This window comes from Alloscardovia omnicolens DSM 21503, assembly GCF_000420505.1.
Classification (GTDB): domain Bacteria; phylum Actinomycetota; class Actinomycetes; order Actinomycetales; family Bifidobacteriaceae; genus Alloscardovia; species Alloscardovia omnicolens.
This window is the reverse complement of the sequence record NZ_ATVB01000002.1, coordinates 15,405-31,740: the sequence shown is the minus strand read 5'-3', so window position 1 is coordinate 31,740 and position 16,336 is coordinate 15,405. Positions and strand designations below refer to the sequence as shown.

The window sequence follows — 16,336 nt, the reverse complement described above, 5'->3', positions numbered from 1 at the left end:
CGGTTACGAATGCATACAACCTTTTGGTCAGCTTAGTATCGCTCATACCCCGCTAAAATGTCTGGGCAGGTCTAGAGAAAACAGACCTGCCCGCACATAACCAGTTCGCACACTCTCTTACTTCTGGTAGCTACTTCTGGCAGCTTCCCGTTATTCCTGATTACTCCTTATTATTCCTGATCAAGGAAGTCTCGCAAAGTCTGAGAACGTGATGGATGACGTAACTTCGCCATTGTTTTCGACTCAATCTGTCGAATACGTTCACGTGTTACGCCATATACATGACCAATATCGTCCAAAGTTTTTGGCTGGCCATCTTCCAAACCGTAACGCATCTTAATAACGCCAGCTTCTCGTGGGCTCAGGGTTTCAAGAACCTGCTTGAACTGGTCCTGAAGCAGCGAGAATGCAACGGATTCAGATGGTGCAATAGCATCGGAATCTTCAATCAAATCACCGAACTCAGAATCGCCATCTTCACCCAATGGTGTGTGAAGAGAAATTGGTTCACGACCATATTTCTGGACTTCCTGAACCTTTTCTACAGGCATATCGAGCTCGCGAGCAAGCTCATCAAGAGTTGGTTCACGACCCAAATCCTGTAACATTTGACGCTGCACGCGCGAAAGCTTGTTAATAACTTCCACCATATGCACAGGAACACGAATAGTGCGTGCCTGATCAGCCATTGCACGAGTAATAGCCTGACGAATCCACCATGTTGCATATGTGGAGAACTTAAAGCCCTTCTTCCAGTCAAACTTTTCTACAGCACGAATCAGGCCTAAATTACCTTCCTGAATCAAATCCAAGAAGAGCATGCCTCGACCTGTATAACGCTTAGCTAAAGACACAACCAGACGTAAGTTCGCCTCAAGCAAGTGATCTTTAGCTTTCTTACCGTCACTAGCAGCCCACTTGAGCTCACGCTTTTGCTTGAAGGTCATCTCATCAATATTTTCGGTATCCAAAATATGCTGAGCGTACAAACCTGCCTCAATGCGTTCAGATAAGTCCACTTCCTGATCAGCAGTCAGCAAGTTTACTCGACCAATCTGCTTGAGGTAATCTTTCACAGGGTCGGCTGTTGCACCTGTTGCTACAACACGGCGCTTCGGGTTACCTGAAGGAATGAGAGTATCGTCATCCTCTTTAGACTCGTTGAGAATAAAGGCACCCTCACCTTGAGGTTCCTCCTGTGGCTCCTCTTCTTCCTCATCATCGTTTTCTGGTTCAGGATCGTCTGTACGTTCCTTACCTAAATCATCGTCATCATCATGAGTAATAGGGTCACCGTTCTCGTCTAATTCAATAGAATCGAGATCATCGGTATCGTCTGCATTATCATCAGACAAATCATCTACCAATTCATCGTCCTGTGTTTCAGACGTTACATCGTCACTAACTTCAGCCTCGGCTTTGGCTGTGCTCTTACGACGTGTTCTCTTTGCTGGTTGTGCAGAAGTGTCCTCTTTATCGTCAGCTTTTTTCTTCGTACTGCGTGAAGAACTACTCTGAGATGCTGCTGATTTCTTGGTTGAGCGAGTTTTCTTTGCTGGCTTATCCTCTGCAGCAGCCTCCATATCGATTACCGCGTCCTGAGCAACTTCTGCTACGTCCACAGCTTTTTTCTTAGCTGTAGTTTTCTTTCGCGATGTCGCCTTCGTAGCTTTCTCCTGCTCAGTATCCTGTGCTGTTGCAGTTTTTTTCGCTGTAGCCAACCTATCCTCCTTGGTACTTTTTACGCAGAAAGGCGCAAAAAGGACGCACTTATGGCAAGTGCAAGTATGTGTATACCACAAGATAACCAAAAAGCCAAGACTTTTATTCCATCATGTTTCAGTATTTTTCGCACATTGAGCGTGAACACACCATGCAGGATAGATTTTCTTATCGAGAGCTTTACCAGTAATCAGAGATAACGTATAGTTTCTATCTTGATTTAAGGCATGCTTATTAGCAGTAAGAGCTTTCGAGAATTCCCCGCTTGCCCACAGCAGATACGCCTGAATACCGTAAAACGGTGCATGATATTTCTCGGGAACAAGAATTTTGATTGCATCAAGAATATCCATGCATCTACTTAAACGCTCAGAATCTGGCTGCGCATTCACATCATTAATCAGGGACGCCAAAATTTCGTGCACCAACATGGTGCTGCGCCTGTGCGTAGGATACTTAAGAAAATCGAGAGTCGTCGCTTCCGGTAAATTTCTCATAGCAGTTAAAATAATGGCATCTCTAAAAGCTAGATACTTGGTTATGCCCACAATAAAACGATAATATTCATCCTCGCTCCATTGTGGTGCTTCAACCGATGTTTCTACCTTTTCTTGAACCTCGTTATATGGCGCATTCATCATATGCATCCATTCAAGGCAAACATCGCTGAGCCATCGATGAATAATCTCTGGTTCACTGTTTGGGTTAGTCATTCGTTCAGACATAAAATCTGCTTGACGTTGCGCAATTACCTGCGTTTTAAAATATCTTTGTGTACTCATATTTCTATTGTTCACCAGCAAGCTTCAATTCGAGATATTGAAATGAATATGTGAACCAATGTGGATAACACGCCTTTTTAGACATTCTCCTTTACACTAGAAGTGTGAAAGAACTGACTCAATACGACATTGATGAGCGTCTGGAAAGCTTAATAACACGTGCATGGCACGATAAAATGCAGCACTTCCCTGCTATTGATGCTCCCGATGTTATGCATTTGTTGAATCAGGTAGGCGGTCAGGCAGCTTCTTCAAGTCGTGGAGGCAAACGTTTACGCGCCTTATTGCTGCACAACACAGTAGCTACTTTCACTCCAGATAACTCACCTGCTAAACACTCAGATGAGATTATCGATTTAGGTTGCGCTATTGAAATTTTCCAAACAGCAGCTCTAATTCATGACGATATTATTGATGCAGCAGATACTCGTCGTGGGCAACCATCAGCGCATCGTGCTCTTTCGCAATTTACTCAGAACGCAGATCAAGGTTCCGGTTTAGCGCTTATGCTGGGAGATTTACTCGCAACGCTCAGCATCCGTACAGCGCATACGAGCAGTTCAGTTTTAGCGCATTCGTCGGATATCTTTCACGCTTTTCTTGACATGCACGATCAGGTAGAACTTGGTCAAATCATGGATATTTCTATGGAAAGTCTCGATTTAACGCACACCGATGAATTACATTCATCAATACGAGCTACTTATATTAATAAAACAGCTAGCTACACAACTATTGCGCCTCTTTTTATGGGAATGCTTGCTTCTGGTCATCCCCAAGCTGCTACTCTGGCCCGTAGTTTTGCTCATTCTGTAGGAGAAAAGCTCGGTATAGCTTTCCAAATTCATGATGATTTGCTCGATCTTATGTCTACTCCCCAAAAAACGGGCAAACCTGTGGGAGGAGATATTCGAGAAGCAAAGCGCACCTGGGTTCTTTCTCATGCTTTGCGTCTCGCTCAGCCTTCTGACAGAGCTTTTCTGATTGATGCCTATATGCGCGAAACTCGTTCCGAACAGGACGTAGAACAGATTCGTTCTCTTTTCATCTCATGCGGTGCTATTGAGGCGAGTATTACCGATGTAGAAAACTTATGGACTCACGCAGCTCAAGAGATACTCGCAGCATGTATGAGTATGAACGTATCTGCTCAGGATACGCAAAACTTCATATCTTTCTGCTCTCGTTTCGTAGGTTAAGGTTAGACTAGCAATTATGACAACAGCATCTGCACGATATATCAACCAACTTATTGACAACCGTTACTTGATTTCGCGCAAAATTGCTGAAGGCGGCATGGCTAGTGTGTATGAAGCTACCGATCAACGTCTCGATAAGCGTGTGGCAATTAAAATCATGCATACATCTCTCGCTTTATCCGAACAAGGCGACCAATATACCCAACGTTTCCACCGTGAGGCTCTATCTGCAGCAGCTTTAGATAATCCTCATATTGTTCATGTATTTGATGCTGGAAGTATTGATGGCGTGGGCTATATTGTTATGGAATACATTGAAGGAGCCAATTTACGTTCGCTTCTGCGCAGTAAACATACCTTGAGCGTGCGCGAAACTGTCAGTATTCTACGTCAGATTCTTTCGGGTCTATCCGCAGCTCATGAGCAAGATATTATTCATCGCGATATTAAACCAGAAAATATTATGATTAATGCACATGGTAATGTGCAAATTGCTGATTTTGGCTTGGCTAAACGTACATCGAATGCAACTTTAGCTCCTACCGGTATGGTTTTGGGCACAACAACGTATATTGCTCCAGAAACTGCTGAAAAAAATCTTTCTCTTCCTGCCTCTGATTTGTACGCTGTGGGTTTGATGGCATGGGAAATGCTCGTAGGCCGTCCACCTTTTGAATCAGATAATCCTGTTACTGTTGTATATAAACATGTGCACGAAGATGTTCCCAATTTACGTGTTATATCTTCTGCTCTTCCAACGTCTCTATGTTCTTTCGTGGCTTCTCTGGTCAGCCGTAATCTCGAAAATAGACCGAATAATGCCAGTATTGCTGCCGGTCAACTCGATAAAGTTATACAATCGCTCAGCAGCAAAGATTTTAATCTTCGTCTCTCAACTTCTTCAGCCAGCTCAACGCGCGTTATTTCCACGAAAAAACCGTCTCTTCCTGCTATTAACACGCGATTACCGCAAAAACAGACCTCATATCTTGGTCGCCTCATTGTATGGACAAAAAAGTATCGCATGACTTCAGCGGTTATTGGCTTAATAAGCGTTATTTTGCTTATTGCTGGACTTGTTATGTGGTGGGATAACTGGGGTCCTGGTAGTTATTACACTCTTCCTGCAGCCCATGACAGCACATGCACTGCTCAAACATCGTGCACTCTGTCAGGGGCAGATGCTGCCAGCTATCAAAAATTATTAAAAGACCAAGGTATTTCCTATACGGTCAGCAAGAAACATAGCGATACTATTAAATCAGGAAAAATAATTTCCTCCACCCCATCGACTGTTGGCAGCCATATTTCAAAGAAAAACGAAACAGTATCTCTTATCGTTTCTACAGGAATCGAACAAATAACTATTCCATCCGATATTACGAACCCGCAGTCAAGTAATGGTAAAAACCCTCTGAAAGCACTCAAAAAAGCTGGTTTTACCAATATTAAACACGACAGTCATACAGATGAGTATTCTCTATCAGTTCCAAAAGGCGCAGTTATATCCATCTCTCCACGAGCTGGAACTAAGGTAAACCATAATACTGCAATTACTGTTGTGCTATCTAAGGGATTGAAAACAGTAACTATGCCTAATCTTGTGGGAATGAGCCGTGGTGACGCTCTAGCAGCACTCGCCCAGCTCAAAATTACTGCAAACGTCAAAGAAGAGTATTCTGCTACTGCTGATGCCGGAGAAGTCATCAATCAATCCGTTCAAGCTGATTCTAAGCTGAAATGGAACGATACCGTAACGCTAACTGTATCTAAGGGAGCACATACTATAACCATGCCTAATGTTCGAGGTATGACCTTGCCGCGCGCGCAAACAGTTCTTGAAGATTTGGGTCTCAACGTGAAGATTTCCCGAAAGGGCGGAGATACGGTAGCCAAACAATCGATTTCCCCTGGCGAGATTGTTTCTGTAACCGATGACTCGGGTAAAGCGCGTAGTGTTACCCTCACCAGTACGAAGAACTAATACAAAAAGCCGCATACCGAAGTTAAAAGGTATGCGGCTTATGTTGATTTTATTCGTTACTCTCAGCTTTTTCTGCTATAAGCTTTTTAGCTTCTTGAGCATAGATATCTACATATTCTTGCCCGCTTAATTTTTGGATACGCCGCATAAGTTCATCAGTCAGGTTTCGAATATCGTCGTGCGTAATATCTGCTGTATCTTTTTTCTGGACCTGTATAGGCTCACCATATACGCAGGTTACTTGACCTTTTCCTGGTAAGTTTTGCCCTGGTTTTTGTACTTCGCGCGTACCAATTAAAGCTGTAGGAACTATAGGACATCCAGTTTCTAAAGCAAGGCGTGCAAAACCTGTATGACCTTTATATAGCTTTCCATCAGGACTGCGCGTGCCTTCTGGATGAATGCCGAAAAGTTTACCATCTTCTAAAATCTTTCGTGCCGTATCCATAGCACCAGCAGATTTACTTCCTCCTGAACGGTCTACAGGAAAAACACCCACAGAAGTGAACCACCACTTCTTAAACCATCCTTTGAAACCTTTACCAGTAAAATATTCAGCTTTGCCCATAAAATGAACCATACGCGGGCATGTAATAGGAATAACTCCATCATCAATAACAGACAGATGGTTCGCCGCAATAATAGCGCCACCTGTGCGTGGAATATTATCTACTCCCACCGCATCCACATGGAATCGCATTTGAGCAAGACGTCCTAAAGTCTTGACAAAAAACCAATACATTCTCGGCTCCCCATTTCGTAAAATAGTCCTAAAATAGTCCTATGACTAATGATAACCATAAGAGCTCTACAGATGACACGTGGGCAGACTTTGTCAACGCTCATAGTGAAGAGCTAGAATCCATAGAAAAATCTCGTACAGCCAAAAAATTTGAGAAAAAAGCCTCTCGTATTGACGAACAGAAGAGTACGAAACGACCAACTTTGCACATAAAAAGCATTAATGATGATGTTTTCGTGAATAACACGACTACACCGCGCGGTTACTCTACGTCATGGCTGGATGCAGATGATGATCACTTTCATGCACCGAATCCAAGCTGGTCATCTGTAACAACAAGTTCGGTTATTGCGGCCGTTCTTGTCATCATCGGTTTTGGATCTATTTTTGTAGCAGCGGCTTTCCCTGCAGTACGTAGCCTGTGTGCTCTTATTGCAGGTATCAGTTTAATTCTTGCCTTTGGTATTCTGGGGACGATGCACCGTTCACGCACAAATTCTGCCTCGAATAGGCACAATGATGGGGCTCGCATTTAATACATAAAGCCATGGCGATACCGTTGTCACCATGGCTTTATGTATGAGCGGATAAATCACTTCTTATATTCTTCTAAGTAGAAGCGCAATGCTAAGTTCGCGGCACCAATCAAACCAGCGTCCTGACCAGCTGTTGCAGCTAGAATTGGTGGATGTGGGCGATATGCGCTTGCCTGCAAGAAGCGAGAATAGTTGTAGCGCGCAGGATCGAGAAGAATATCGCCAACAGCAACTACGCCACCGCCGATAACATACACATCAGGATCCAATACGGCAGAAATAGCAGCCATAGTACGACCCAACCACTCACCAATCTTGTTGAACGCATATAAGCTGATGGCATCGCCTTCATCGGCAGCACGAGAAACCATCTTGCCACGCAATTCTGCAATATCTCCACCGCACATCTCCAGCAGACGATCTGCATCTTGTGGACGACGACGAATTGCGGAACGTGCAAAACGCTCTAATGCGTTTCCTGAGGTATAGCGTTCTGCACAACCTCGCAAACCGCAACCACAGGTATCGCCATCAGACACCATTGGCAAGTGGCCAAATTCTGCAGCCATACCGTAGGATCCACGGAAAAGCTTACCATCGATAACGATAGCTCCACCTAAACCAGTACCCACAGTGAGGGCAACCATGTTCTTGTGACCCTTACCTGCGCCATGAACGAATTCACCCCAACCAGCACAGTTTGCATCGTTTTCTACAACGACTGGAACTTTGTGATCAATAAGTGCTTCGATGCGATCTGCTAATGGGTAGTTCACCCAGCCGCTAATATTAGCTGCGAAGCTAATAGTGCGACGATCTTCCTTTACATTACCTGCTGCAGAAATTCCAATGGCAACAATGTCTTCGAAAGACTTAGATGCTTCCAGGTAAAGATTTGCAATATGCTCATCGATGAGCTCTGCTTCTTCTGGTGTTGGAGACGTCCACTGGCGTACGATGACATCGTTTTCATCACACAAGCCAACGGCAATCTTAGTACCACCAATATCAACTGCTAACGAGTGCATTATTCCTCCATTTATGTAGCTCCCGCCATACCCTGTCACTCTATCACGAACACTAGGCGAACATGCATGATGTGCGAGTGGGACATCTAAGTTGCATAAAATGCATATAAAAAAGTCGGAAGAAATCTTCTTCCGACTTTTCTGCCTATGAGCTTTTACTTCTCATTCTTACCGTGGCACATCTTATATTTGCGTCCTGAACCGCATGGGCATGGCGCATTCTTTGGAGTACCTTCAAATACGCGACCATCAGACCATGGGCTGTGCAGCTCTTCACTCTTTGGACGCTTGCTAGCAGGTACTTTTCCTTCAGCATGGCTGATAGGAGCAGCACCAGTTACATGGCCTTCATAAGAATGAGACACACGCTCAGAAGACTCAGTATCTTCGGAATCTTCGTCTTCTTCAATTTCTTCATCGCTTGCAGCGTCTTCAGTTGGAGCAGAGTAACTTAAGGATTCTTCAGGAACTTCCTGATTCTCAACAGCTTCATTCTCTTCGGCTTCGCGAGCAATCAACTCCAAATCAATATTGAAGAGTAACTGTACAACCTCTTCCTTAATAGAATCAACCATAGAGTTGTACATCTGGTAGCCTTCTCGCTGGTATTCCACCAGAGGGTCGCGCTGACCCATACCGCGCAAACCGATACCGTCCTTGAGATAATCCATCTCGTAGAGGTGTTCACGCCACTTACGATCCATAACTGCCAAAACAACGCGACGCTCAATAGTACGCATCGCTTCATCGCCTACAATCTTCTCGTTGGCTGCGTACTTTTCTGTCAGCTTATCGGCAACCAGATCTGTAAGCTTTGCACGTGCCTTATCACCCTTAAGCTTACCAAGTTCACTCTTGAGCTGTTCTTCATCAAACTCAAGAGCAACAATAGATTCAAGAGCCTTCCACAGTTCGCTAAGATCCCACTTAGCAGGAACATCTACGCCCTTTGTTGCACCCTGAACATAGGATGCAACAACATCGTGAATAAACTTCGTAATGTCGGAGGAGATATCAGCACCCTGCAGCACAGCCTGGCGTTCCGAATAGACAACAGTACGCTGCTTATTCATAACATCGTCGTACTTCAACACATTCTTACGTGTTTCGAAATTACGAGATTCAACAGACTTCTGAGCATTACGCACACCATTCGATACGCTCTTATGCTCAATAGGCTCGCCTTCTGGCATGCCCTTAGCCATAACACGAGCAACAAGCTGAGTGTTGAACAGACGCATCAAATTGTCTTCCAAAGACAGGTAGAAGCGAGATTCACCAGGATCACCCTGACGACCAGAACGACCACGCAACTGATTATCAATACGGCGAGATTCATGACGTTCAGTACCGAGCACATACAAACCGCCCAGTTCCTTCACTTCTTCATGCTCATCCTTTGCCTGCTGCTTCATCTCATCCAAAGCTGCAGGCCATAAGCGCTCATACTCTTCTGGAGTGTCTTCTGGAGAATATCCCTGAGCCTTCAACTTTGCATCAGCAAGGAACTCAACGTTACCGCCGAGCATAATATCTGTACCACGACCAGCCATATTGGTTGCCACAGTTACAGCACCTTTACGACCAGCAACAGCAACAACAGCAGCTTCTGCTTCGTTGTGCTTAGCATTGAGTACCTTGTGAGGAATATTCACCTGATCAAGCAAGGTAGACACCAACTCAGAGGATTCCACAGACGAGGTACCCAGCAAAATAGGCTGACCCTTTTCGTGACGTGCTGCTACATCCTTAACAATGGCAACAAGCTTTTCCTTCTGAGTGCGGAAAATCAAGTCATCCTGATCCATACGAATCATAGGTCGGTTAGTTGGGATTGGGATAACACCGAGCTTATAAGTATTCATAAATTCTGCAGCTTCAGTTTCTGCAGTACCCGTCATACCAGCTAACTTATCGTACATGCGGAAATAGTTCTGCAAAGTAATTGTAGCGAAAGTTTGGTTTTCTGCCTGAACCTCTACACCTTCTTTAGCTTCGATGGCCTGATGCAAACCTTCGTTGTAACGACGACCATGAAGCATACGTCCGGTGTGTTCGTCAACAATGAGAACTTCGCCCCCCTGAACAACATAATCCTTATCACGCACGAAGAGTTCCTTCGCACGGATAGCATTATTCAGATAGCCAATAAGCGCAGTATTTGCTGGCTCATACAGATTATCGATTCCTAAGAAATCTTCAATCTTCGCAATACCGGAGTCGAGAATACCAATAACTTTCTTCTTCTCGTCCACGTCATAGTCTTCGTCTCGGTTGAGCTTGAGCACGAGCCTAGCAAACTGGCGATACCAGCGGGTCACATCTCCCTCAGCTGGTCCAGAAATAATCAGAGGAGTTCGAGCCTCATCAATCAAAATGGAATCGACTTCATCGACAATAGCAAAGTGGTGTTCACGCTGAACAAGGTCAGACTTATTCCATGCCATGTTATCTCGCAGATAATCGAAGCCGAATTCATTATTCGTACCATAGGTAATGTCGGCATTGTACTGCTTGCGGCGCTCTGCTGGAGACTGATCCGTTAAGATGCAACCAACCTTCATATCCAGAGCACGGAATACACGTCCCATCAATTCGGACTGGTAGTTAGCCAAGTAATCGTTCACGGTTACCACGTGAACACCCTTACCACTTAATGCATTCAAATAGCTTGGCAAGGTTGCAACCAACGTCTTACCTTCACCAGTACGCATTTCTGCAATATTGCCCCAGTGCAATGCTGCACCACCCATAAGCTGCACATCGAAGTGACGCTGACCGAGAACTCGCTTAGCAGCTTCACGTACTGTAGCAAATGCTTCTGGCATCAAATCATCAAGACTCTCGCCCTGGGCTAAACGTGCCTTAAATTTTGAGGTTTGCTCCTTGAGTTCAGCGTCTGTTAATGCGCTAATCTCATCTTCAAGAGCATTGACCTGATCTGCCACAGACTTCAGCTTACGAAGCTGCGCGCCTTCACCCATACGCAAAGCTTTGTCAAGAATTCCCACGTGCATTCTCCTACTTTTTCCACACAAGTGGTTTTTACAAACTGCTCCCATACTACGACAATGCACAGATAACGCAAACACAGTGCACACATGGGTATGGGGCTACCTATCTAGAGATTTCTAGATAGGTAGCCCCATACCTACAGTGTTTTAAAGTTAGATGTTCTTAGCACTTTCGATTTCAAATACACCGTAGCTCCATCCATGACGACGGTACACTACCGACGGGCGATGAGTTTCGCTATTTACGAAGAGGAAGAAATCGTGTCCAACCAATTCCATTTCGTACAAAGCTTCATCAATTGACATTGGTTCTGCAATATGGAGCTTGCGACGAATGACTATTGGCGAATCACCAACGCGAACTTCTACCGATTCACCTGGTTCCAAATCCCCTGCAACAGCTTGAGATGGGGTAACAGGTTCATACTCTGCTACAGCTGGCTCTTCTTCTGGTTCTACAACACCGAGATCAACTGCTTGCACAGACTCATAACCACGACGGTGATCCTTACGACGGTCACGAGTTCTACGCAGACGTAATGTGAGCTTGTCGAGTGCTAAATCCAATGCACTCAAATCATCGCTGCTGGAAGCTTCAGCGCGAACAACTGTACGACCAGCGATCACGGTGAGTTCCACACGCATTGCAGTATCAGCAAGGCGAGGATTCCCCTCATGAGAGAGCATAACTTGAACACGTTGTGCATCCGGTGCAATATTAGTCACTCGATTCATCTTGCTTTCAACTACGTCACGGAACTTTTGCTTAATTTGCGTATGACGACCAGTTACCACGATTTCCATGGTGACCTCCTTGAAATGAATCGCAAGACGTTAACATCTTTGCTAACGTGACTTAATCTTAACTCATTTACAATAAAACTTCATGGCATTTTGCAATAGAATTCAACAAGAAAGCGTGGTAGCATATAAAGATTGTGAGACCTCTGGGTGACCGCGGTTATCCACATGGGGAGAAATCTCCAGAATAACTGAGGAACTTCCGGGCTCCATAGAGCACGATGGCGGATAACGTCCGCCCAGGGCAACCTGAGAGATAGCGCAACAGAGAATAGACCGCCTTATATGGCGTAGCTGTATAAGGTAAGGGTGAAACGGTGGTGTAAGAGACCACCGGACGACTGGTAACAGAAGTCGCATGGCAAGCCTCATCGGGAGCAAGGTCAAGTAGAATATCTAAGCTGCTCGCTTGTTTGGTATTCGGGTAGGCTGCTAGAGCTTAATAGCAATATTAAGTCGAGATGGATGGTCACCCCTTGTATGTCTTTTACATACGAGGACAGAACCCGGGGTATATGAGGTCTCACACTAATTTTTATTCAGCTTCTTCTTCGCTAGTTTCTGCATTGAAAACCTCATACTGCGCTTGGCGAATAAGCTCAGGAGAATGTCCTTTACGTCCTGCTGCAGACCATAATCGTCGTAAACGCACGTTTTTATCTAAACCACGTGTGCGCTTTGCAACGCGCTCCACTAGAGCATACGCAGATTCTATAAAAGCGCCCTCTTCCTGAGCTTCTTGAACGGCTTGCATTGCTAAGGATGCGTCAACACCTTTGCGTTTAAGCTCCATGAGGGTTCCGCTTTGCCCTAAACTTCGCGACACGCAATAGCGTACAGCACTGCGCGCGTATGCCTCGTCATCAACCAAACCTAAATTCATCAGTCTGTTTACAACTGTATCCACAGTTTCTACTGAGAATTCTTTGGCAATCAAACGTTCACGTAGAGCACCTGAAGGTCGTTGAGCTGCATCAAGTAAACGTAATGCCGCTTCTTGGCATTTATCTTCCGCATCACTGCGCTGAAAAATTCCCTTCACTTCGACATGCTGCACCGCATGATGCAGCATGTCTATTGAAGTATGTGTGTCGTCAACACCATCGGAAGTATCCGGATTATCAACAACTGAAGCAGGATTATTCTGCAGAAAATCCTCTGCTGAAATCACTGATTGTCACCACTTACTTTGTTTCTGTTGGAGCATCTTGAGAAGCTTCACCAGTTCCTTCTGCATTGTCTGCTTCAGGGCGTGGTATTAAACCGTATTCCATCTTCACTCGGTTTTCGATTTCCTCAGTTAATTCTGGATTATCAATCAAGAACTGACGAACTTTCTCACGACCCTGACCTAACTGGTCTCCATCGTAGGTGAACCAAGAACCCGACTTCTTCACAATGCCTATTTGAAGGCCCATATCGATAACCGAACCTTCACGCGACACTCCCTCACCATAGAGAATGTCGAATTCAGCAGACTTAAATGGTGGAGCCATCTTGTTTTTAACGACTTTCACACGGGTGCGGTTGCCCACAGCGTCCTCACCATTCTTCAATGTTTGAATACGGCGAATATCCATGCGCACAGAGGCATAGAACTTCAGAGCTTTACCACCAGTTGTTGTTTCTGGACTACCGAAGAACACACCAATCTTTTCACGCAACTGGTTAATAAAGATAGCTGTGGTATTAGCTTGGTTTAATGCACCAGTCATTTTACGTAATGCTTGGCTCATCAGTCGAGCTTGTAAGCCCACATGACTATCTCCCATTTCACCTTCAATTTCAGCCTTAGGAACAAGAGCTGCCACTGAGTCGACAACAATAATGTCTAAAGCACCAGAACGAATGAGCATATCGGCAATTTCCAATGCTTGTTCACCATTATCTGGCTGAGACACAATAAGAGAATCTGTATCTACACCTAAATGACGCGCATATTCCGGATCAAGAGCATGCTCAGCATCAATAAATGCTGCTACTCCCCCTCGACGTTGCGCGCTTGCAACAGCTTGGAGAGCAATTGTTGTTTTACCAGAGGATTCTGGTCCATAAATTTCTACAATGCGACCACGTGGCAATCCTCCAATACCCAAAGCCATATCTAAGGCCAAAGACCCTGTAGGAATAACCTCAATATTCTCTATCGGTTTATCTCCCAAGCGCATAGCAGAGCCTTTACCGAAGCTCTTTTCTACCTGCGCCAGTGCGGCGTCGAGAGCTTCTTGACGACGATCTTTAGTAGTGGCCGCATCCTTCTTTGCAGTTGCCATAACTTCTCCTTTTTGACGTGAAGATACCTTCACTGTAGTTAGCTCTGTCTATGCTTCTCAAGTTATTTTATACATGTGAACCAATGTGAATAACTATAGCAGATTAATCGAACATTTGTTCGAAAATTGAGTGCGTGTCCCGTTAGTCTGCAGGTAAAGGTGGTGCATTATGATCTCGACCCCACCGCCTGCTATCGGGAATATCCATCTGATTGCACAATATATTCCATACCGTGCGCGGTTCCACACCTGCTTCTAATGCTTGTTCTACTGTCATATTATCGAGAGCATCGAGCGCTTGATCATGTGCTAACGAACGACCATAGGCACGACCGAACACCTCTTCAAGTAATTCCCAAAATTCTCGTTCTCTCATAGACATAAAAATACCTCGCTCATCATAATCCGAAAACTATCATAAGCGAGGTTAGGTATGAAAGAAGTTTAACGCATACCTGCATTTTCATATTCACGCACACGTTCAGCCACCAAAACGAGCATATCCGATAATTTAACGTCTAAAGCATCAGTAATAGATGCTAAGAGTTCCGAGCTTGCTTCTTTCTGTCCACGCTCTACCTCAGACAGATAGCCCAAAGACACTCCAGCCTTCTGACTAACCTCTCGCAAAGTTTTACGATCACGAGTGCGTAAGGAACGCAACACGCTACCCTGCACTTTGCGTAAAGAGAAAGTATCTGCATCTACAACATCATGACGTGTGGCAGTTAATGGAGTTTCTACTGTACGCTCATCTAGTTCAGAGTTTGCCCACATGCGACTACGTGCTGCTTCTCGTTCATTCTTCGCCGCGCGAGCCTTCTGTGCTCGAAGTACCTGCTGCTGAGCCATGGCAACTGCACGAAGCTGAGCAGGAGTCAGATTGCGTACCATAGCTTCTTTACTAGCAGCACGCTTCATTTCTTCAACACTAGGGGTTGCCTGCTCGTATGTCTGTACTGGTGTAGAAATCATCATGCCTCTTTTCATTGGTATTACTTGAGCCAACCTCACTCAACTTCTTTTTATTCCCCAACTGGCGAAAATGTGACATGCTTCACAAGAAAATACACGAAATCTGAAGTATTGCACCCGTTATTGCACCATAAATTGGGCAGATCCAAGACGTAAAGCGGAAGAAACTGCACAGCGTCTCACTTCTTCACGAGCAGCATCAGCGCAATAATGTTTCTCACTCATCACACGCCCATCACTGAGAGCGCAGGCTACATAAAATGTTCCCGCAGATATATCGCCATCTGGTCCAGGACCTGCAACACCTGTTGTTGACAATGCAATACCATCACAACCAAATACGCGCAACGCACCCAGCGCCATCTGCTCCGCTGTATAAGCATTGACCGGACCGTTCGCCTCCAAAAAATTTGCGTCAACTCCCAAGATACGTGTTTTAGTACGCACAGCATAGGTATTGACCGAACCAAGAAAAACATCAGAGGCTCCAGGAACGCGCACAAAAGCATCCGCAAGCAATCCACCTGTTAAAGATTCAGCACAGCAGATGGATAGTTGGCCTTCACGGCAACTACTAAGCAGCGTCTTCGCCAGAGTATCTTGCTGATCTAATGATGCTAAGGTCATAACCGCGTAATGCTACTTTTCTTGATCTGTTTTATTTTCTTTGGTGCGAGGCCTACCAAAAGTATTAATAAGGTATTCTGCACCCGAATACAGGCAGAAGAACAAAGCTAAAAGCACAATAGCTATGCTTATCCATTTATAGTATGTCCACCATGTGCTCGTTTCGCCGAGAAAAACCCATAAAGGAAGCAAAACCATACCGAGACCAATGCATTGCGTGAGCGTCTTAAGTTTACCGGCACTGGAAGCAGCAATAACCGATCCGCCTGTGTCGATAACAAAGAAACGCATAACTGTAATGCCTATTTCTCGCACAAGGAAAAGAATGGTCACCCACCACCAGATTTCTCCCTGAATAGACAGAACAATAAACGCTCCACAAATCAGAAGTTTGTCGGCAATCGGATCAATCAACTTACCCAGCTCAGTAACCTGATTGTAGCGGCGTGCTAAATAACCGTCGAGCTTATCTGTAGAAGCAGCCACGATGAACAAAATAGCTGCAATCCAACGGCTACGTGTATCGGTATGTCCATACGGTCCGCCAACACCAGCGAAGTACAGAAAAGCGAACATCATAACGATGCGCACGTAAGTAATAATATTTGGAATACTATTCCATCCATCAAGGAGCGATTTCTTCTCAGACATTT

The 16,336-nt window shown here is 45.0% G+C and carries 15 protein-coding genes and 1 other RNA gene; 4 read left to right on the top strand and 12 right to left on the bottom strand.

What is annotated here, in order from left to right; genetic code table 11:
- Positions 1 to 170: 170 nt before the first annotated feature.
- Together G464_RS0101210 and G464_RS0101205 are read right to left on the bottom strand one after the other, a co-directional pair.
- On the bottom strand, positions 171 to 1,721 hold the full coding sequence (locus G464_RS0101210) for an RNA polymerase sigma factor (RefSeq protein WP_022856427.1): 1,551 nt from the start codon (positions 1,719 to 1,721) through the stop codon (positions 171 to 173).
- Between the two features lie 111 nt (positions 1,722 to 1,832).
- Entirely contained in the window at positions 1,833 to 2,504 is a 672-nt protein-coding gene (locus G464_RS0101205; RefSeq protein WP_155237038.1) for a hypothetical protein, read from the bottom strand.
- Between the two features lie 104 nt (positions 2,505 to 2,608).
- On the opposite strand from G464_RS0101205, the gene G464_RS0101200 reads away from it, so the two are divergent.
- Together G464_RS0101200 and G464_RS0101195 are read left to right on the top strand one after the other, a co-directional pair.
- Positions 2,609 to 3,703 (top strand): polyprenyl synthetase family protein, encoded by a 1,095-nt coding sequence (locus G464_RS0101200; protein WP_022856425.1) that lies wholly within the window; start codon positions 2,609 to 2,611, stop codon positions 3,701 to 3,703.
- A gap of 16 nt (positions 3,704 to 3,719) precedes the next feature.
- On the top strand, positions 3,720 to 5,687 hold the full coding sequence (locus G464_RS0101195) for a Stk1 family PASTA domain-containing Ser/Thr kinase (RefSeq protein ID WP_022856424.1): 1,968 nt from the start codon (positions 3,720 to 3,722) through the stop codon (positions 5,685 to 5,687).
- Between the two features lie 49 nt (positions 5,688 to 5,736).
- On the opposite strand, the gene G464_RS0101190 is transcribed toward G464_RS0101195, so the two are convergent.
- The gene (locus G464_RS0101190) at positions 5,737 to 6,429 is read right to left on the bottom strand and encodes a lysophospholipid acyltransferase family protein (RefSeq protein ID WP_022856423.1); all 693 of its coding nucleotides are present in this window, start codon (positions 6,427 to 6,429) and stop codon (positions 5,737 to 5,739) included.
- A gap of 41 nt (positions 6,430 to 6,470) precedes the next feature.
- Here G464_RS0101190 and G464_RS0101185 point away from each other — a divergent pair, with 41 nt between their 5' ends.
- On the top strand, positions 6,471 to 6,965 hold the full coding sequence (locus G464_RS0101185; RefSeq protein WP_022856422.1) for a hypothetical protein: 495 nt from the start codon (positions 6,471 to 6,473) through the stop codon (positions 6,963 to 6,965).
- A 56-nt stretch (positions 6,966 to 7,021) separates the two neighbouring features.
- Here G464_RS0101185 and G464_RS0101180 read toward each other — a convergent pair whose 3' ends face one another.
- From G464_RS0101180 to hpf, 3 genes are all read right to left on the bottom strand, one after another.
- On the bottom strand, positions 7,022 to 7,993 hold the full coding sequence (locus G464_RS0101180; RefSeq protein WP_021618467.1) for an ROK family glucokinase: 972 nt from the start codon (positions 7,991 to 7,993) through the stop codon (positions 7,022 to 7,024).
- A gap of 155 nt (positions 7,994 to 8,148) precedes the next feature.
- A complete protein-coding gene (secA, locus tag G464_RS0101175; RefSeq protein WP_022856421.1) occupies positions 8,149 to 11,010 on the bottom strand; it encodes a preprotein translocase subunit SecA in 2,862 nt (953 codons plus the stop codon).
- A gap of 150 nt (positions 11,011 to 11,160) precedes the next feature.
- Entirely contained in the window at positions 11,161 to 11,811 is a 651-nt protein-coding gene (hpf, locus tag G464_RS0101170) for a ribosome hibernation-promoting factor, HPF/YfiA family (protein WP_022856420.1), read from the bottom strand.
- Positions 11,812 to 11,946: 135 nt separating this feature from the next.
- On the opposite strand from hpf, the gene rnpB reads away from it, so the two are divergent.
- An RNA gene (rnpB, locus tag G464_RS09605) (RNase P RNA component class A) lies at positions 11,947 to 12,338 on the top strand.
- A gap of 5 nt (positions 12,339 to 12,343) precedes the next feature.
- Here the strand turns inward: rnpB and G464_RS0101165 are convergent.
- The 6 genes from G464_RS0101165 to pgsA all read right to left on the bottom strand — a co-directional run bounded on the left by G464_RS0101165 (position 12,344) and on the right by pgsA (position 16,334).
- Positions 12,344 to 12,979 carry a regulatory protein RecX gene (locus G464_RS0101165; RefSeq protein ID WP_022856419.1) on the bottom strand — a complete coding sequence of 212 codons (636 nt, stop codon included), beginning with the start codon at positions 12,977 to 12,979 and terminating at the stop codon, positions 12,344 to 12,346.
- A gap of 13 nt (positions 12,980 to 12,992) precedes the next feature.
- Positions 12,993 to 14,081 carry a recombinase RecA gene (gene recA, locus G464_RS0101160; RefSeq protein WP_022856418.1) on the bottom strand — a complete coding sequence of 363 codons (1,089 nt, stop codon included), beginning with the start codon at positions 14,079 to 14,081 and terminating at the stop codon, positions 12,993 to 12,995.
- Positions 14,082 to 14,223: 142 nt separating this feature from the next.
- On the bottom strand, positions 14,224 to 14,457 hold the full coding sequence (locus tag G464_RS0101155; RefSeq protein ID WP_021618472.1) for a DUF3046 domain-containing protein: 234 nt from the start codon (positions 14,455 to 14,457) through the stop codon (positions 14,224 to 14,226).
- Between the two features lie 68 nt (positions 14,458 to 14,525).
- The gene (locus G464_RS0101150; protein WP_420834438.1) at positions 14,526 to 15,059 is read right to left on the bottom strand and encodes a helix-turn-helix domain-containing protein; all 534 of its coding nucleotides are present in this window, start codon (positions 15,057 to 15,059) and stop codon (positions 14,526 to 14,528) included.
- Positions 15,060 to 15,176: 117 nt separating this feature from the next.
- Complete coding sequence (locus G464_RS0101145) at positions 15,177 to 15,683, bottom strand: CinA family protein (protein WP_021618474.1); 507 nt, start codon at positions 15,681 to 15,683, stop codon at positions 15,177 to 15,179.
- Positions 15,684 to 15,695: 12 nt separating this feature from the next.
- Positions 15,696 to 16,334, bottom strand: coding sequence for a CDP-diacylglycerol--glycerol-3-phosphate 3-phosphatidyltransferase (gene pgsA, locus G464_RS0101140; RefSeq protein WP_021618475.1), 639 nt, complete (start codon positions 16,332 to 16,334; stop codon positions 15,696 to 15,698).
- Positions 16,335 to 16,336: the final 2 nt, after the last annotated feature.